We start from the raw sequence: 15,668 nt of genomic DNA on the forward strand, positions 1-15,668 counted from the left end.
CGTGCTCAGAGTTGTAGGCCGTTGCTGACCACGTACATGGTCAGCTCTGCGTTGTTGCGCAGTTTCATCTTCGACAGCACGCGCCCCCGATACACACTGACCGTCTTGACGCTGATCTGCAGCGCCTCGGCAATCTCGCCCAGCGTGCGGCCCGAGCCCAGCATGCGCAGCGTCTGGAATTCGCGGTCGGAGAGGATGTCGTGGCGGGGCTTGTCCCAGTCGACATTCAGGTTGTCTGCCAGGACTTCCACGAGGTCCGAAGGCAGGTATTTCTTGCCCTTGGAGATGGCGTTGACGGCGGCCAGCAACTGCGGCTGGCTGGCGTCCATCGGCAGATAGCCGGCGGCGCCCGCCTTGAGCGCCCGCACGGCGAGCAGCGCTTCAGGGTGGCGGCCCAGTGCCAGCACGGCCAGGCGCGCATGCTGCTGGCGCACGGCCTTGATGATCTGGAATTCGTCTCCGGTGGCCGATTCCACCGAGAACAGCATGACGTCCCACTCGCGCTGGGCGAGCAAGTCGTTGTTGGCATCGCGCAGGTCCGGCACAGCCTCGATCTGCCGGGCCAGGCGCGAATCCTTGAGGATCTGGCGCAGGCCGACACGGGCAATATCGTGCGGTTCGACGATCAGTACATTGAGCATGGTGGGTGTTGCGGGTCAAACGCGGGCTCGTTTCGAGCTCGTCTTTCCGCCGGCAGGCTTTAGGCCGTACTGGCGGGCTTGCAACTCCCCATCTGTGCAATGTGCGGCGCTCTATATATAGAGAGATGCTGGCGCCTATGAACTGGTCGAACGAGTATAGCTGAGGGCCCGAAGGCCAAGAAGCAGGCACGCCGCCTCTTTTGGAGGGGTGTCGGATGTCAGGCGGCCGCAAGCCCAAACCGCCGCCGACGCACAAATTTGTCAAGGCGACCCTAAACTTTCCTCAGAGGCCACCGATAACCTGAGTACAACGCAGACCTGATCCCCTTCAAGTTGCAGGTCACGTTGCCCGGCCTAGCCGGAATTAGCAAACACGGGCAACAAACCATCGGGAAACTTAGGAGCCGTCATGTCCCTCAGCCTCAATACCAACATCTCGTCCCTGCAAACGCAGCAAGCTCTGTCGCAATCGCAGTCCGCTCTGCAAACGTCGCTGCAACGTCTGTCGACCGGCCTGCGTGTGAACAGCGCAAAGGACGATGCCGCTGCTTACGCTGTGGCTTCCAGCCTGACCACCACGCTGAACTCGCAAACCCAGGGTATCCAGAACGCCAACAACGCACAGTCGTACCTGCAAACGGCTGACTCGTACCTGGGCCAGGTTGAAAACAACCTGCAACGTATGCGCCAACTGGCTGTGGAAGCCAACAACGGCGGTCTGTCGACCACCGACCAGGCTAACCTGGACAAGGAATACCAACAGCTGGCCACCGCCAACAAGAACATCGAGACGAACGCCAACTACAACGGCGCCAAGCTGTTCGACGGTTCGGTGACCTCGACGACGTTCCAGTACGGCCAGAACGCATCGACCGATGTGGCGACCGTGACCAACGCCAACCTGGCAAGCTTCGGCACGCTGAGCGGCACGAGCGTGACGTCGACCGCCAACGCAACGGCAGCCCAGGGCAAGATCGACACCGATCTGGCCAGCCTGAAGGCCGCCCGCGCTGACCTGGGTGCACAGCAAAGCGGTCTGAGCTCGACCATCAACACGCTGACCTCGTCGAACACCGCCCTGTCGGCTGCCAAGTCGGCCATGGTGGATACGGACTACGCGTCGGAAACGTCGAACATGACCCGCCAGAACATCCTGCAGCAAGCGGGTACGGCGATGCTGGCGCAAGCCAACTCGGCACCGAACAGCATCCTGAGCCTGCTGAAGGGCTAATCGGTAAATTGGATGCCTCCCAGCCGCCTGGCGGTTGGGCCAAAGGCCGGCGCTCCTCGGGGCGCCGGCCTTTTTTCTTTTGTCGGATACCCCACTTTTTCGTGGGTGGCGTTTGCATAACCTGCCCTAAAGAAGCTGCGGCCCGTGCCGTTGTGTAGAGAGACTTCCGCCGGCGCAGACGCTTATCAGACCCGATCATGGCGACCACCACTACCACCTCTTCGACCAGCAACTACGTTCCGCCGATCTCGATTCCCGGCATCGGGACGAGCATTGACGTCAACTCGCTGGTGACCAGCCTCATGAAGGTGGAAAGCCAGCCGCTGACGCAGTTGCAGACGCAGCAAAGCTCGTACCAGACGCAGTTGTCGGCCGTGGGCACGCTCAAGAGTGCGCTGTCGACGTTCCAGACCGCGCTGTCGAACCTGACCAGCGCGTCGAACTACAGCGCGATGAAGGCCAGCGGCTACGACACCTCGATGCTGAGTGCGTCGGTGACGGGCTCGGCGCCGGCAGGTTCCTACGCGGTCAATGTCACGCAGCTTGCGCAATCGCAGGTGCTGGCGGCGCAGGGGCAGGCGTCCACCACGACCGCCATCGGCAGCGGCGCGTCGACCACGATTTCGTTCTCGTTCGGCTCGGTGTCGGGTGGCTCGCTTTCCGGCGGCAAGTACACCGGCTCGACGTTCACGCAGAACGGCAACCTGGCCGGTGGCTCGATCACGATCGATTCGTCCAACAACACGCTCGCGGGTATCCGTGATGCGATTAACTCGGCCAACCTGGGTGTCTCGGCCAGCATCGTGAACGACGGCAGCGGCAGCCCGTACCGTCTGGTGCTGACGTCCACCGCGGGCGGCTCCAGCTCGGAGATGAAGATTTCGGTGTCGGGCGACTCGACGCTGCAATCGCTGCTCTCGCAAGACCCGGCCGGCACGCAGAACATGACCGAGGTGACCACGGGCCAGAACGCCCTGGCCACCATCAACGGCATTGCCGTGCAAAGCCCGACCAACACGTTGTCGAACGTGGTGGACGGCACGTCGTTCACGCTGTCCAAGACCGGCAGCACCAACGTGACGGTGGCCAACGACCCGACCGCCACCACCACCGCCGTCACCAACTTCGTGAACGGCTACAACGCGCTGCGCTCGCAACTGAACACGCTCACCAACATCGACACCAGCAACAGCGCCAACAACGGCCCGCTGGCGGGCGATGTGAGTACCAAGACGCTCATCAACCAGATTACCGACGTGCTCGGCCAAGCGGTCGGCAACGGCAATTACCAATCGCTGGGCAGCGTGGGCGTGACGATGAACTCCGACGGCACGCTGTCGGTGGACAACACCAAGCTGTCAGCTGCCATTGCAAAGTCGCCCAGCCAGGTTGCCGGTTTGTTTGCCGGTACCGGCACGGCCACCGATTCGCTCGTCAGCGTGCCGACGTTCTCGGATTCCACGCAGGCTGGGAGCTACGCCGTCAACGTGACGCAGTTGGCCACGCAGGGCACGCTCACGGGTTCGGCCGCCGCCAACACGACCATCACGGCGGGTGTGAACGACACGCTCGCGTTCAACATCAGCGGTATGTCCGTCAACGTGACGTTGGCGGCCGGCAGCTACACCGCGACGACCCTGGCTGCGCAGATTCAAAGCCAGATCAACGCATCGACCACGCTGCAGAACGCCAAGGTCAACGCATCGGTGTCGGCCAATGCCAGCGGCGTGCTGAGCGTTACCGATAGCCAGTTCGGCTCGGTGTCGGCGGTGTCGGTGTCGGGCAGTGGTGCTTCGTCGCTCTTCGGCGCGAGCCCGACGGCCGCCAACGGTGTGGATGTGCAGGGCACGATCAACGGCGTTGCTGCCACCGGCTCGGGGCAGAGCCTGTATGGGATCAGCGGCTCCGCCACCGACGGCTTGACCGTGCAGGTGGCCGGCGGCCCGCTGGGTGCCCGCGGCACGGTCACGGTGCAGCGCGGTTACGCTGCCCAGCTCAACACGGTGATGACCAACCTGCTGTCGTCCAGCGGCATGGTGCAGAACGAGACAGACTCGATCAACAGTTCGCTCACCTCGCTTGCCAGCCAGATCACCGCAATGCAGACGCGGCTGGAAAACAAGCAGGCGCTGTACTACACGCAGTTCAACGCGTTGTCGGCAGCGGTGGCGAGCATGACGAACACCAGCACTTACCTGACGACGCAGCTCGCGGCCATTGCGAAGCAGACCTCGAGCAGCAACTAAGCCAAGTTTACGTTTAGAGCAAGACCCATAACAAAACAGACTACAGCGAGGACCTTTTCCATGTACGCTGCACGCCGTGCCATCGGTGCCTATGCGCAAGTCGGCATCGAGACGTCCGTGGTAGACGCCAATCCGCACCGCCTGATCGCCATGCTGTTTGAAGGCGCGCGCGCCGCCATCAACCTGGCCAGCGCCGCCATCCAGCGCGGCGACGTGCTGGCGAAGGTGCGCGCGTTCGACAAGGCCATCTCGATCATCGGCCAGGGCCTGCAGGCCAGCCTCGATCACCAGCGCGGCGGCGACATCGCCGTGCAACTGAACAATCTGTACGACTACATGCTGCGCCGCCTGCTGGTGGCCAACGGCAACAACGATCTGACGATCCTCGCCGAGGTGGACGCTTTGCTCGTCCCCCTGCAGGATGCGTGGCTCGCCATTGGCCAGATCGGTCAGCCTGGCGCCGCCGTGGCGAACAGCCACCTGAGCGTTGTGAGTTGATTGCCCGTCGTTTCTAGTAAAGCGACTTTTGACTGAATTCGGCCCAACTGGAGCCAATATGCACCGGAACCTCCCGATCAAGGACAGCGAAAGTCTGTTCACCTGCTACGAAGCCATCGCACGCCTGACCGCCGAAATGGTCAACGCGGCCGAAGTGGGTAACTGGGAAGTCGTCAGTACGCTTGAACGCGAGAGCGCCGCTTATGTGGATGCGCTGCGCCGTTCCGAACCGCATCCGCAGCTCTCGCGTGCAGACGTGGAGCGCAAGCGCACGCTGCTCGTGCGCATTCTCGAAGATGACGCCCGCGTGCGCGCCATGGTGTATCCGCGCCTGGACCGCCTGCAAAAGCGCATCGACACGGCACGCCGTGCCACCACCGCAAGCAACGCCTACGGCAGCATGGCGCGTTATTGAGACGAGGCGTCTTGCAGTTGTTTTGACAGCGTCAGGTAGTGCTCGGACTTGCGTGCGAGCGCATGACTCTGCATCTGGTACACGATCGCCAGTTGCTGGGCAGCAAGAAAGCTGCCCCGGCCGATGACGCTGCCGTCCATCTCCGGCTGATCGCCGATCTCAAGGCAGCGGTTGAAGACCTGCTCTGCCAGCGGTAGCCACCGGGCGCCCGCCTCATCAGGGTGCTTGGCCGCCGCATCCAGCAAGACCAATCCCAGCGCAAAACACAGATCAGGAAAGTCCGGCCACGTCTGGATGCCGACATCGCCTTGCGCCAGCGCCTCTTCAACGCGATCGGCCTTGCCCAGGCTGTACACATATCGGAGCGCCAGGTTGCGGCGGTAGGGCGCATCCTGCGGCGCCAGGCTGAAGGCGCGGGCGTAGTAGTTCGCGGCCTTTGCGTAGTCCTCGTGATGCAGCTCGGTTTCTTTGCCGAGCTGATACAGCACATACGGGTCGTCCGGCCGATGCGCGAGTTCATCGAGCAGCAGTTGCGTGTTGCGCCCGCCTTTCTTTTGCATCTTGGCCGCGGTGTAGCCGTCGTGGCGGATCACGATCGGCACGCGTGCTGCGGGCAATGACGACACCGGCTGCTCGTGAATGCGCCCCGTGTAGTGCACGCCACGCGGCAGCACACGCGGGATCCACGCAATCAGCTGGCTGGCGGATTCGGTCTCGTCGGTATCGTTCTTGACGCACACCACACCGACTGCCGGGTCCGCACCACTGAGCGTGCGCAGGTGTTCGCCGCCGCTTTCCAGCCATTCGTCTGCGTCAAGGATGAGGTTCCAGTCGGCATTGGCCGCCTGCAGTGCGGTGTTGCGCGCGGCCGAGAAGTCGTTCGTCCAGGCCATCTGGCTGACAAGCGCGCCGCACGACTGGGCAATGGCCACGGTGTCGTCCGTGGAGCCCGTATCCAGCACCACCATGCGGTCGACAAACGGTTTGGCGCTGAGCAGGCAGCGTGCAATGCTGGCGGATTCATCGCGGGCAATGACAACCAGCGCCAGATCGGCGGAAGCGGACGGCGTGCTCATTCGCGGTCGTCCGCCGTAGCAAGTGCGTCGAGCAGCTTGCGCAGCACATTGCGCGTGGCGCCAATTTCATCGAGTTCCAGCGGAATCTTGCAGGCGAGTGCTTCTGGCACCTTGGCGGCGCGCTCGCGCAGTGCGCGGCCGGCATCGGTCAACTCGATGACGACGCGGCGCTGGTCATCGGGGTCGCGTGTGCGGGTGACGAGGCCCTGTTCTTCCAGGCGCTTGAGCAGTGGCGTAAGCGTGCCCGTATCGAGGTACAGCGTGCGCCCGAGGTCGCCCACGGCGCACGGCGCCTGCTGCCAGCACGCCAGCATCACGAGGTATTGCGGATAGGTCAGGCCCAGTTCATCCAGCAGCGGCCGGTAGAGGCGCGTCAGCAGATGGCCGGCGGCATACAAAGGAAAGCAGAGCTGCTGATCGAGCGCCAGCACGTCGTTCACGGAAAACTCCCGGGGGGACGGTCTGGCGCCCGAGCGGCGAGTGCCGCATCGGCCCAACAAGGGCTAAGCGAGAGGCTCAGCGCGTGACCGTGTTTAATTGGACGTCAATATTGCCACGGACGGCATGCGAATAGGGGCATACGCCATGCGCGGCAGCCACAAGCGCTTGTGCCGTCGCCTCGTCCACGCCGCCCAGGGTGGCGGTCAGGGACACCGTCAACGCAAACCCGCCATCTTCGCGCGGGCCAATGCCCACGGTCGCCGTAACCGACGTCGACGCCAGCTTGATCTGCTTGCCACGTGCAACATGCAGCACAGCGTTTTCAAAGCAGGCGGCATAACCGGCGGCAAACAGTTGCTCGGGGTTGGTGGCGGCACCCCCTGCGCCGCCCAGTTCGCGCGGTAGCGAGAGGGGCATATCCAGCGTGCCGTCCGCGCTGCGAACATGGCCGGCACGGCCGCCTTCAGCGGTGACTTGGGTCTGGTAGAGCGTCTTCATGGTCGGGTCCTCTTATGTGGGAAACCCGGTCGGCGACATGTCGGCCGGGAGATCGATCTAAAAATCAATGACGCAATTATATTGCGCACAATATAAATAGCAAGGGCGACCGGAAACCCTTCTCCGCAACGTGGAAAAGGGCAGAAGAGGGTGATCTCAGATCGACATGCTCATGATGCTCTGGTAGGCCGAGACCAGCTTGTTGCGCACCTGCACGGCAGTCTGCATGTCGAGGTTGGCCTTCTGCAGCGAGAGCATCACGTCGTGCAGGTCGACGTCGTTGTTGCCCATCTCAAAGCTGCGCGAGATGGTTTCGGCCTTGTGCTGCGAAGCGTCGACACGGTCCAGTGATGACTTGAGTACGGAGCCGAAGTCGACACTCGGTTTGCCGGCATCGCCGCTGGCGGTGCTGCCGCCGACGGCGCTTGACGGTGCCAGCACGCTGTTCATCAGCGAGACCACGGAATTGGCGTTGGAGAGATCCATGTGGAGCGGTCAGTGAATCAGGGAAATTTGGCGAGCGTTTCCAGTTCCGACACGAAGCGGACTTCGCGGCCGGCCGGCACCGGGATGTCCATCGGAATCGGCGTCACGACGATGGTGTGATGCGGAATGGCGGCATCGTCGTCGAGCACCAAGAACTCGGTGTCGGCAAAGCCGTGCGCGTGGTGGAAGACCTGCAGCGGTGCGCGGCGCAGGGTGGCGTACTTGGGCGGCTCGGGCTTGAACGGGTCGAGCTTGGTCACGTATTCGAACGCGGCGTTGACGCGGTACAGGTCATACGGCGCGGGCAGATCGGACACATCACCCAGCGCGCGGACGCGGTTGGCAATGTAGTAGTTGTCGATCCAGTTGCCGCCTTCATGCGTGCGCAGGCGCAGCGCGACCTTCATGCGCGCCAGCACGAACTGGTTGATCGCGTTCAGCCACTCCGGGCGCTCGGCGGCCGGCAGCGTGTGCGAGAACTTGCCGAACAGGTATTCCAGGCCGCCGCGATAGCGGTCCCACGCGTATTTCACTTCTTCGTTGCCGGCCTGGGCGCGGGTCTCATCGGCAAAGTAGCGCGAGACCGAGCGATAAAACGGCGTCTTGCTGAAGTACACCGCGCTGGAGCCGAGCATTTCAGCGGCGTGCACGAAAGCGTAGAACGCAGGCTCGGGCGCGCTGAAGTAGATGCGGTCCATCACCTCGCGGCGTGCCAGATAGATTTCCGGAAAGAGGTGGTGCGACAAGACCAGCGCCAGCAGCTTGGCGTAGTCGTGCTGCTCGATCAGGTAGTTGTCGTCCTGGCGGTAGAACGCGGTGACGTCCTGCCGCGTCGGCAAGTCGTGAATGAACCACGGCGCAAAGATGACATCCACACCCGGGTTGCGCTCGAAGATGTCGATGTTGTTGTTGATCTCGGCCAGGATCGGCAGGTCGTCATCGGCGTGGTAGAGCACGTACTTGCCCTGCGCACTGCGGTAGAGCTGGTTCAGGTTTTCCGCCGAGCCCAGGTTGGACGGGCGGCGGAAATACCGGATGTTCAGCTTGTCCTGATAGCGCGCCACGACGTCTTCGGTGGCGTCGGTCGAGCAGTTGTCGCCAATCAGCAGTTCGTAGCTGAACTTCAGTTCGCCAATCTGCGAGACCAGTTCTGCGAGCAGGTTGTCGAGATAGCGGGCGCGGTTGTAGGTCGGGATGCAGACGCTCAATGCAACCTGCTGGATGACCTTGTCGTGCTTCACGGGCGCGACGTCCCGCAGCACTTCGGGTTGGATTGCTTCGATCTCACTCATGGATGAACTCGCGCCAGTTGAGGGTCTGAGGGCACATGTACTGCTTGCTGGCCGGCCCATGATTGGCAATCAGGTCCAGGCTGCTCACAAAGGGAGTGAACGCGCCATGCAACTGCGGATACGGCCGCATGGCGTAGTTCATGTATTCGACGGCGACGCCATGCTGCTCGAATTCGGCATGGGCCAGGTAGTTCCTGGCGCCGTGTCCGGTGATGTAGGTGTCGCCTTGCAGCTTCTGCACGATGGCCAGCACGCGATCGGTATTGCGGCCGGGAATGTTCAGGTCGGGCGAGTCGACAAATTTGCGGTCCAGCTCGATACCCAGATAGCGGCACACTGCGCGCATGGACGCCAGTGCCAGCGCGCCCATGTTGGTGTAGTCGGCCTCGTATACGGAGCGCACCAACGCCAGCATGTCGCTTGCATGCGGCGCGGCCTCGTAGGCCTGCTCCAGCATGCGCAGATGCTGTGCGCGCCAGTCGACGTTGGTGGCGGGCTTGACCTCGTCAATGCGCGCGCCGAGGTGGAACTTCTCCAGCGGTACCGTCATCCAGCGCGTGCCGCTCGGCTCCTTGATCTGCACGCGGTTGGTGAAGCTGCCCTTGGAGAACTGCACGTCGGCGTAATTGACGAGCACGTCCGCCAGCATGATCTGCTCAAGCAGGCCGACCCACGGGAACAGCATCGGTTGTGTGATCACGACCTTCATGGCGCCAGCATCCGCTCCATGAGGACAACGTCGTGCCAGCGGTTGTCTTGCAGGTAATGGCCGGTCAACGTGCCGATGGTCCGGAAGTCGAGCTTCTCGTACAGCGCGATGGCGTGTGTGTTTTCGGCCAGCACTTCCAGCGTGATCTTGCGCAGGCACAGCGTCTCGCTGGCGTAGGCAAATGCGGCCTCGCAGGCGGCACGCCCGTGGCCCTTGCCTTGCGCCGACGGCGCCAGGCAAATGCCGAGCGAAGCGTGCCGGTTGACCGCATCGATGTGGTTCAGCTGCAGGTAGCCCAGCACGCTGTCATCTGCCGGGCTGGCAATGATGAAGAGCACCAGGTCGCTCTGCTTCGATTTCGCGATCAGCCAGTCGCGCACGCTCGCGGCCGAGTTTGGCCGCGGGCGCGTCATGAGCTGCAACTGTATCGGTATGTCGTTGCGCAGCGGCAGCAGTTGCGCAATATCGCTTTCGCGCCATTCCCGAAGGACGAGTGAGCCGCGCGCGATCATGGCTGGAAGCGGAAATAGCGGAAGCGATTCGGATACGCAGCTTCCACGGTGTGCCGCACTTCATCGGCAATGACCGGGTTGACGGCCAGGTACACCACCTCGACCTCATCCGGAATGCTGTCCAGCGCCACAACTGGCTTACCCGCCAGGGAGGACCCTTGCAGGTACGGGTTCTGGTCCACAAACGCACGCAGGGCATGCGGCTGTTGCAAATTGCTTGCGGTGTAGGCGCCGTAGAAACCGGCGCCATAGATCACGGCGGGCGCGCTGCCGTGCTGTGTTTCAAAGTCAGTCAGATGGCTGGAGGCTTGTTGCCAGAAGCGGGCAAGCTTGTTGGCTGCGCTCTGTGTGTCGGCCAATTCTTGTGCATCGAGCACCGGCGCGACCTTGCTGTCGCCAGGCCGGCGCACGGCGGTGACAACGAATGCGCCCCGATGGCTTTGCGCATCGGCTTCGAGCAGGTCAAACCCGTGGTTGGCCAGCAGCGTCTGCAGCGACGTGTGCGTGAAGTGGTTGACGTGATCGGCCACCAGAAAGTCCACCGAGTTGGTGAACGTGTTCGGCACGATGGCGTACAGCAGGCCGCCGTCACGCAGCAGGCCATGGATGTTGCGCAGCGCGGTCGTCAGGTCGGGGATGTGCTCAAGCGAGAAGAACGAGCTGACCACATCGAACGAACGTTGCCATGCCGGCGGGATCGTGTACGTGGCCCATTGCCCGGGGCTCAGGAATTTCTCCCAGAAGCCGACATAGCGGTCGCTGATGTCGAACAGATGGACGTCCACGTCGGGGCGTTGTTGTTTGAGCAGGCGCATGGTCGCGCTCTTTGCGCAGCCGAAGTCGACCACGCGCGCGCCCTCGTGTAACCCGCCCTGCTGCGCCAGCTTGTGCTGGAACGTGGCGGCCTGGTGATCGGCGCGGAAGATCTTCCGGCCGTTCTCGACAGCGTAGATCTGATCTTCCTCCTCGCTGTTGACGAGGATGTCGTACTCGGTGTCGTAGAAGCTGCCGTTATCGCACAGCTCGACGGTCTGGATATGGCCGCACGCGGCACAGCAGAACACCTCCAGCGTGCCGTCCATGGCACGGCGCAGGGAAGACAGCGAGCTTTGCGGCGCCGCGCGGTAAATCGGCTCTGCCAGCGGCAGCTGGCAGACATTGCATGGCAGTGCACCTTGGGTCATGGTCAGGCTTCCACGGAGAGTTCGGGATGGACGGTGCGGAAGTCGACGCCGTTGGCGTACGAGCCCTTCCAACCGTGCGAGCGCCCCGTCGGCTCGCAGAAATTGAAGTAGCGGAACTGCATCGACCAGCGCGATCGCTGGCTCGAGTTGTGCCCCGATGCGTGCAGCACCAGGAAGTCGACCATCACCAGGTCGCCCGGCTTGGTCAGCGGTTGCACGTGCGGATAGCGCGCCAGATAGCTCGCCTCGTCCTTGATCAGCAATGCATAGGCGCCTTGCTTGCCGGCGTTGTCCGGGTCGGCGCTGAACACCGGCAGCGGCCCTTCCACGTGCGAGCCGGGGCAGAACTCCACCGGCCCGATCTCGGGCGTGATTTCCACCAAGGGGCTCCAGAACACCACGCCGTCCAGGCTGCGCAACTGGGCCGGATATTCCTGATGCCAGTTGGCGCGAAATTTCTCTTCACGCGGGTTGTCGATGCGGATGCCGGAGCCGGCGTGCGCAATGCCCGGCAGCGCGCCAGGGCGCACGCTGCGAACGAGCTGCTCATGGCGCTCGTCGCCCAGCAGGCGGACAAACGCGGGGATCTGCTTGACCGCGTCATACACCTCGGCGCCATATTTGCGATTGGCCTTGATGACCGCCTGATAACCGTCGTCGAACCGTTCCGGCGCAAACGGTGCGCGCTCGATGTCGAGACGGTATTTGTCGATCACCAGACCGATGATGTCGTAGATGGCGCGCTGGATCGGCTCGACCTGCGACGGCGCATAGAAGTCGCGCAGGATCAGCAGGCCGTCGCGCTGGAAGGTCTCGATTTGATCACGGCTCAGGATGCCAGGCATGTGAGCGTCTCCTGATGTTCTTTCACGAGATCGAGCACCACGTTGCACACCGTCTCGATGTTCTCGCTCGACATGTCGTGATACGACGGCAGGTTGATGGCGCGCTCGGCAATCGCATAGCTGTTGGGTGCGTTGTTGCGTGCGCTGTCGGCAGATGTGCCGAACAACTCCGTCTGACTTAGCGGATAGAAGAACACGCGTGCATCGATGCCGCGGCGCGAGAAGGCGGCCAGCAGCCCGTCGCGTGTAATGCCCAGCGCTTCGTCAAACACAACGGTGGGCATCCAGTAGCTGTTGAGCGTGCCGGGCGCCTCGGGGTTGAGGGCGAGACCGGCAACCCCGCCAAGGTGCGCCCGATACGCCGCAAAGATCTCGCGCTTGCGTGCAACCAGCGCGTCGATGCGCTCGAGCTGCGCGCAGCCGATGGCGGCCTGCACGTTGGAAATGCGGTACTTGAAGCCGATGAAGTCGGACCAGAACTGCTTGCCGCCGGGCACGCGGCCATGGTTGTTCAGCGTCATCACGCGGTCGTACAGCGCGCGGTCGTTGGTGACGAACATGCCGCCTTCGCCCGTCGTCATGGTCTTGGTGCCATGGAACGAGAACGTGCCGAAGATGCCTTGCGCCCCGGTTGCGTGCCCGTGCCAGCGCGAGCCGACGGCTTCGGCCGCGTCTTCGATGACAGGAATGCCGTGGCGCTTGCCGATTTCCAGCAGGCGGTCCATCTCGCACAGGTTGCCGTAGAGGTGCGTGGCGATGATGGCTTTCGTGCGCGGCGTGATGGCCGCTTCCACGAGCGCCGGGTCCAGGCACCAGGTGTCCGGCAGGATGTCGACAAACACCGGCGTGGCGCCCACGTAGGTGATGGGCGATGCCGTGGCGATCCAGTTGGTGTCGGCCAGGATCACCTCATCGCCCGCGCCGATGCCGAGCGCGGCCAGGCCCATGTGCATGGCGCCGGTGCAGCTTGATGTGGCAATGGCGTAGTGCGTGCCGACAAACTCGGCAAACTGCTTCTCGAAGCGGTTGATGTAGGCGTAGCACTGGTCGCCCCAGCCGTTGCGCGCGGCGTCGGTGGCGTATTCGACTTCCAGCTCGGTAATCGACGGCTTGGAGTACAGAATCTTCTGGGTCATGGCTGTTCCTGCAGTTCAGGATTCAGGGCCCGCAACGTGATGCCCGCAAACGCGTCGGTCAGCGGCGGGTGGTTGCGGTCCCGGTCGGAGCATTCGGTCATGGCGAGCGGCCAGGCAATGCCCAGGCGGCTGTCGAGCGGGTTGAGGCCGTCTTCAGCGGCTTGCGCGTACGGCGTCGAGGTCAGATACAGCAACTCGCAATCGTCTTCCAGCGCCTGGAAGCCGTGGGCAAACCCGCGCGGCACCAGCAGGCTGTTGCGGCGTTCGGCAGACAACTCCACCGCATGCCATTGCAAGAACGTGGGCGAGTCTGCACGCAGGTCAACGGCCACGTCGAACACACGGCCACGCATACAGCTCACCAGCTTGATCTCGGCATGCGGCGGGTATTGGAAGTGCAGCCCGCGCACGGTGCCGCGCTTGGCGGAATAGGAGTGGTTGATTTGCGCGACGGGGCTGTCGAAGCCCGCGGCGGCAAGTTCGTCCGCGCAGAAGAAGCGCGAGAAGAAGCCGCGGTGGTCACCCATGACCTGCCGGGTGATTTCAACCACGCCGGCCAGTGGTGTCGGTTGGATATTGAAGCGGCTCATGCGGCGCTCCTGGATGTGGCAGTCGATGCAGCGGCGGTGAAGCGGTCAATCTGCTGGTCACAGAGCGCGCGCGCGTCCGCAGTCTTTTCATGCAGATGCCGATACCACGCGGCGGTCTGTTCCAGCGCGGTCTCGAACGGCCACGCAGTCTGCCAGCCCAGTTGCTGGCGCGCCCGGCTGGCGTCGAGATGCAGCATGCCGGCTTCGTGACGGCCGGTGGCGGCATTAGCGTCCAGTTGCCAGGTCAGCGCGGGCCAATGCTGTTGCAAGCCTTGCAGCACCTGCTCGACCGTGCGCGTGGCGGCGCTGTCCGGGCCGAAGTTCCAGGCGGTTGCACAGGCGGCGTCACCGGCCAGCAGGCGTTGCGCGAGCACCAGATACCCATGCAGGCAATCCAGGACGTGCTGCCACGGCCGCGTGGCGTGCGGTGAACGGATGATCAGCGGTGTGCCGGCACGCATGGCACGTTCGGCATCGGGAATGAGCCGGTCTTCCGACCAGTCGCCGCCGCCGATCACATTGCCTGCGCGGCCGGTGGCCATCAGCGGGCCGTTGGCAAAGAAGGCGCGCCGGTAGCTCGCGGCCACCAGTTCGGCGCAGGCCTTGGATGCGCTATAGGGGTCATGGCCGCCGAGTGCATCGGTCTCGCGATAGCCCCAGGCCCACTCGCGGTTGTCGTAGCACTTGTCGGTGGTGGCCACCACGATGGCCAACAGGCCGGTGCAGGCACGCGCGGCTTCCAGCAGGTTCACGGTGCCCATCACGTTGGTGGCGTAGGTGCCGGCCGGGTCCTGATACGACGCGCGCACCAGCGGTTGCGCCGCAAGGTGAAAGACGACGTCGGGCCGTGCCGCGGTCATGGCAGCACGCAGGCCATCCGCGTCCCGGATATCGCCCAGCGTGTGCCCTGCCATGGCGGATTCCACCTCGGCCAGCGTAAAGAGATTCGGGCGCGTTTGCGGCGCCAGGCTGTAGCCGTACACCTCGGCGCCAAGCTGGCGCAGCCACAGTGCCAGCCAACTGCCCTTGAAGCCGGTATGCCCGGTCAGGAAGACGCGCTTGCCGGCCCACGCAGACGGCGTGAGCGTCACCATTTCTTCCACGGCGCACTCCCCGTTTGCCACAGGGCTTCCAGACTGTTCTTGTCGCGCAGCGTGTCCATCGGCTGCCAGAAACCGTGGTGCTCGAACGTGTTCAGTTCCCCCATCTCAGCCAGGCGTGCCATTGGCGCACCTTCCCACGGGGTGTCTTCGCTCGCGATGTATTCAATGACGGACGGATTGAGCACGAAGAAGCCGCCGTTGATCCAGCTGCCTCCGTCGCCGGGCGGCTTCTCGGTAAAGCCGGTCACGCGCGCGCCGTCGCGCTGGAGCATGCCGTAGCGCCCCGGCGGCTGCACGGCCGTCACGGTGGCCATCTTGCCGTGCTCGCGGTGGAAGGCGATCTTGCTCGTGATGTCGATGTCGGACACGCCGTCGCCGTAGGTGAAGCAAAACGGCTCGTTCGGGTCCAGATACGCGGCCACGCGTTTCAGTCGGCCGCCGGTCTGCGATTGCTCGCCGGTGTCGACCAGCGTGATGCGCCAGGGCTCGGCATGGCGTTCGTGCACGGTCACTTCGTTCTTCGACATGTCGAACGTCACGTCCGACATGTGCAGGAAGTAGTTGGCGAAGTACTCCTTGATCACGTAGCCCTTGTAACCGAGGCAGATGATGAAGTCGTTGATGCCGTGGGCTGCATAGATCTTCATGATGTGCCACAGGATCGGGCGCCCACCAATTTCGATCATCGGTTTGGGCCGCAGGTGCGATTCCTCGCTGATGCGCGTGCCGAGGCCCCCGGCCAGGATGACTGTCTTCATGATTGCG

At 63.4% G+C, this 15,668-nt stretch carries 18 protein-coding genes; 4 read left to right on the forward strand and 14 right to left on the reverse strand.

Annotated features, from left to right (window positions below; genetic code table 11):
* Nucleotides 1-5: 5 nt before the first annotated feature.
* A complete protein-coding gene (locus tag R2N16_RS10710) occupies nucleotides 6-641 on the reverse strand; it encodes a response regulator transcription factor (RefSeq protein ID WP_316665653.1) in 636 nt (211 codons plus the stop codon).
* 409 nt (nucleotides 642-1,050) lie between these two features.
* Between R2N16_RS10710 and R2N16_RS10715 the strand changes: the two genes are divergently transcribed.
* From R2N16_RS10715 to R2N16_RS10730, 4 genes are all read left to right on the forward strand, one after another.
* A complete protein-coding gene (locus R2N16_RS10715; RefSeq protein WP_316665654.1) occupies nucleotides 1,051-1,872 on the forward strand; it encodes a flagellin N-terminal helical domain-containing protein in 822 nt (273 codons plus the stop codon).
* Nucleotides 1,873-2,069: 197 nt separating this feature from the next.
* Nucleotides 2,070-4,118 carry a flagellar filament capping protein FliD gene (fliD, locus tag R2N16_RS10720; protein WP_316665655.1) on the forward strand — a complete coding sequence of 683 codons (2,049 nt, stop codon included), beginning with the start codon at nucleotides 2,070-2,072 and terminating at the stop codon, nucleotides 4,116-4,118.
* Nucleotides 4,119-4,178: 60 nt separating this feature from the next.
* Nucleotides 4,179-4,616: a flagellar export chaperone FliS gene (fliS, locus tag R2N16_RS10725; protein WP_316665656.1), complete on the forward strand. Its 438-nt coding sequence runs from the start codon at nucleotides 4,179-4,181 to the stop codon at nucleotides 4,614-4,616.
* A gap of 58 nt (nucleotides 4,617-4,674) precedes the next feature.
* Complete coding sequence (locus R2N16_RS10730) at nucleotides 4,675-5,031, forward strand: flagellar protein FliT (protein WP_316665657.1); 357 nt, start codon at nucleotides 4,675-4,677, stop codon at nucleotides 5,029-5,031.
* Here R2N16_RS10730 and R2N16_RS10735 read toward each other — a convergent pair.
* The 13 genes from R2N16_RS10735 to rfbF form a co-directional block, all read right to left on the reverse strand.
* Nucleotides 5,025-6,107, reverse strand: a complete 1,083-nt coding sequence (locus tag R2N16_RS10735) for a glycosyltransferase family 2 protein (RefSeq protein WP_316665658.1) — start codon at nucleotides 6,105-6,107, stop codon at nucleotides 5,025-5,027. The two genes, R2N16_RS10730 and R2N16_RS10735, sit on opposite strands and share 7 nt — an antisense overlap.
* Nucleotides 6,104-6,547 (reverse strand): MarR family winged helix-turn-helix transcriptional regulator, encoded by a 444-nt coding sequence (locus R2N16_RS10740; RefSeq protein WP_024977608.1) that lies wholly within the window; start codon nucleotides 6,545-6,547, stop codon nucleotides 6,104-6,106. Before R2N16_RS10740 ends, R2N16_RS10735 begins: the two co-directional genes overlap by 4 nt.
* A gap of 76 nt (nucleotides 6,548-6,623) precedes the next feature.
* The gene (locus R2N16_RS10745) at nucleotides 6,624-7,046 is read right to left on the reverse strand and encodes an organic hydroperoxide resistance protein (RefSeq protein WP_316665659.1); all 423 of its coding nucleotides are present in this window, start codon (nucleotides 7,044-7,046) and stop codon (nucleotides 6,624-6,626) included.
* Nucleotides 7,047-7,202: 156 nt separating this feature from the next.
* Nucleotides 7,203-7,532: a flagellar hook-basal body complex protein FliE gene (gene fliE, locus R2N16_RS10750; RefSeq protein WP_316665660.1), complete on the reverse strand. Its 330-nt coding sequence runs from the start codon at nucleotides 7,530-7,532 to the stop codon at nucleotides 7,203-7,205.
* Nucleotides 7,533-7,549: 17 nt separating this feature from the next.
* Entirely contained in the window at nucleotides 7,550-8,824 is a 1,275-nt protein-coding gene (locus tag R2N16_RS10755; RefSeq protein ID WP_316665661.1) for a glycosyltransferase family 2 protein, read from the reverse strand.
* On the reverse strand, nucleotides 8,817-9,533 hold the full coding sequence (locus R2N16_RS10760; RefSeq protein WP_316665662.1) for a WbqC family protein: 717 nt from the start codon (nucleotides 9,531-9,533) through the stop codon (nucleotides 8,817-8,819). Before R2N16_RS10760 ends, R2N16_RS10755 begins: the two co-directional genes overlap by 8 nt.
* The gene (locus tag R2N16_RS10765) at nucleotides 9,530-10,045 is read right to left on the reverse strand and encodes a GNAT family N-acetyltransferase (RefSeq protein ID WP_316665663.1); all 516 of its coding nucleotides are present in this window, start codon (nucleotides 10,043-10,045) and stop codon (nucleotides 9,530-9,532) included. Before R2N16_RS10765 ends, R2N16_RS10760 begins: the two co-directional genes overlap by 4 nt.
* Nucleotides 10,042-11,229: a class I SAM-dependent methyltransferase gene (locus R2N16_RS10770; RefSeq protein WP_316665664.1), complete on the reverse strand. Its 1,188-nt coding sequence runs from the start codon at nucleotides 11,227-11,229 to the stop codon at nucleotides 10,042-10,044. The genes R2N16_RS10765 and R2N16_RS10770 overlap by 4 nt, the downstream gene beginning before the upstream one ends.
* 2 nt (nucleotides 11,230-11,231) lie before the next feature.
* Entirely contained in the window at nucleotides 11,232-12,074 is an 843-nt protein-coding gene (locus tag R2N16_RS10775; protein WP_316665665.1) for a phytanoyl-CoA dioxygenase family protein, read from the reverse strand.
* Nucleotides 12,059-13,210, reverse strand: a complete 1,152-nt coding sequence (locus tag R2N16_RS10780) for a DegT/DnrJ/EryC1/StrS family aminotransferase (RefSeq protein WP_316665666.1) — start codon at nucleotides 13,208-13,210, stop codon at nucleotides 12,059-12,061. The genes R2N16_RS10775 and R2N16_RS10780 overlap by 16 nt, the downstream gene beginning before the upstream one ends.
* On the reverse strand, nucleotides 13,207-13,800 hold the full coding sequence (gene rfbC / locus R2N16_RS10785; protein ID WP_316665667.1) for a dTDP-4-dehydrorhamnose 3,5-epimerase: 594 nt from the start codon (nucleotides 13,798-13,800) through the stop codon (nucleotides 13,207-13,209). The genes R2N16_RS10780 and rfbC overlap by 4 nt, the downstream gene beginning before the upstream one ends.
* Nucleotides 13,797-14,894 (reverse strand): CDP-glucose 4,6-dehydratase, encoded by a 1,098-nt coding sequence (gene rfbG, locus R2N16_RS10790; protein WP_316665930.1) that lies wholly within the window; start codon nucleotides 14,892-14,894, stop codon nucleotides 13,797-13,799. The genes rfbC and rfbG overlap by 4 nt, the downstream gene beginning before the upstream one ends.
* Nucleotides 14,888-15,661: a glucose-1-phosphate cytidylyltransferase gene (rfbF, locus tag R2N16_RS10795; RefSeq protein ID WP_316665668.1), complete on the reverse strand. Its 774-nt coding sequence runs from the start codon at nucleotides 15,659-15,661 to the stop codon at nucleotides 14,888-14,890. Before rfbF ends, rfbG begins: the two co-directional genes overlap by 7 nt.
* Nucleotides 15,662-15,668: the final 7 nt, after the last annotated feature.

Origin of the sequence: Ralstonia psammae (assembly GCF_958405935.1) — a bacterium.
In the GTDB taxonomy this organism is placed as follows: domain Bacteria; phylum Pseudomonadota; class Gammaproteobacteria; order Burkholderiales; family Burkholderiaceae; genus Ralstonia; species Ralstonia psammae.

Bases quoted from the DNA above. Each gene is read 5' to 3' on its own strand.
- rfbG (WP_316665930.1), bottom strand. From the start codon at position 14,894: ATGGTGACGCTCACGCCGTCTGCGTGGGCCGGCAAGCGCGTCTTCCTG.
- fliD (WP_316665655.1), top strand. From the start codon at position 2,070: ATGGCGACCACCACTACCACCTCTTCGACCAGCAACTACGTTCCGCCG.
- R2N16_RS10710 (WP_316665653.1), bottom strand. From the start codon at position 641: ATGCTCAATGTACTGATCGTCGAACCGCACGATATTGCCCGTGTCGGC.
- R2N16_RS10735 (WP_316665658.1), bottom strand. From the start codon at position 6,107: ATGAGCACGCCGTCCGCTTCCGCCGATCTGGCGCTGGTTGTCATTGCC.
- R2N16_RS10715 (WP_316665654.1), top strand. From the start codon at position 1,051: ATGTCCCTCAGCCTCAATACCAACATCTCGTCCCTGCAAACGCAGCAA.
- rfbF (WP_316665668.1), bottom strand. From the start codon at position 15,661: ATGAAGACAGTCATCCTGGCCGGGGGCCTCGGCACGCGCATCAGCGAG.
- R2N16_RS10760 (WP_316665662.1), bottom strand. From the start codon at position 9,533: ATGAAGGTCGTGATCACACAACCGATGCTGTTCCCGTGGGTCGGCCTG.
- rfbC (WP_316665667.1), bottom strand. From the start codon at position 13,800: ATGAGCCGCTTCAATATCCAACCGACACCACTGGCCGGCGTGGTTGAA.
- R2N16_RS10770 (WP_316665664.1), bottom strand. From the start codon at position 11,229: ATGACCCAAGGTGCACTGCCATGCAATGTCTGCCAGCTGCCGCTGGCA.
- R2N16_RS10730 (WP_316665657.1), top strand. From the start codon at position 4,675: ATGCACCGGAACCTCCCGATCAAGGACAGCGAAAGTCTGTTCACCTGC.
- fliE (WP_316665660.1), bottom strand. From the start codon at position 7,532: ATGGATCTCTCCAACGCCAATTCCGTGGTCTCGCTGATGAACAGCGTG.
- fliS (WP_316665656.1), top strand. From the start codon at position 4,179: ATGTACGCTGCACGCCGTGCCATCGGTGCCTATGCGCAAGTCGGCATC.
- R2N16_RS10780 (WP_316665666.1), bottom strand. From the start codon at position 13,210: ATGACCCAGAAGATTCTGTACTCCAAGCCGTCGATTACCGAGCTGGAA.
- R2N16_RS10765 (WP_316665663.1), bottom strand. From the start codon at position 10,045: ATGATCGCGCGCGGCTCACTCGTCCTTCGGGAATGGCGCGAAAGCGAT.
- R2N16_RS10755 (WP_316665661.1), bottom strand. From the start codon at position 8,824: ATGAGTGAGATCGAAGCAATCCAACCCGAAGTGCTGCGGGACGTCGCG.
- R2N16_RS10775 (WP_316665665.1), bottom strand. From the start codon at position 12,074: ATGCCTGGCATCCTGAGCCGTGATCAAATCGAGACCTTCCAGCGCGAC.
- R2N16_RS10745 (WP_316665659.1), bottom strand. From the start codon at position 7,046: ATGAAGACGCTCTACCAGACCCAAGTCACCGCTGAAGGCGGCCGTGCC.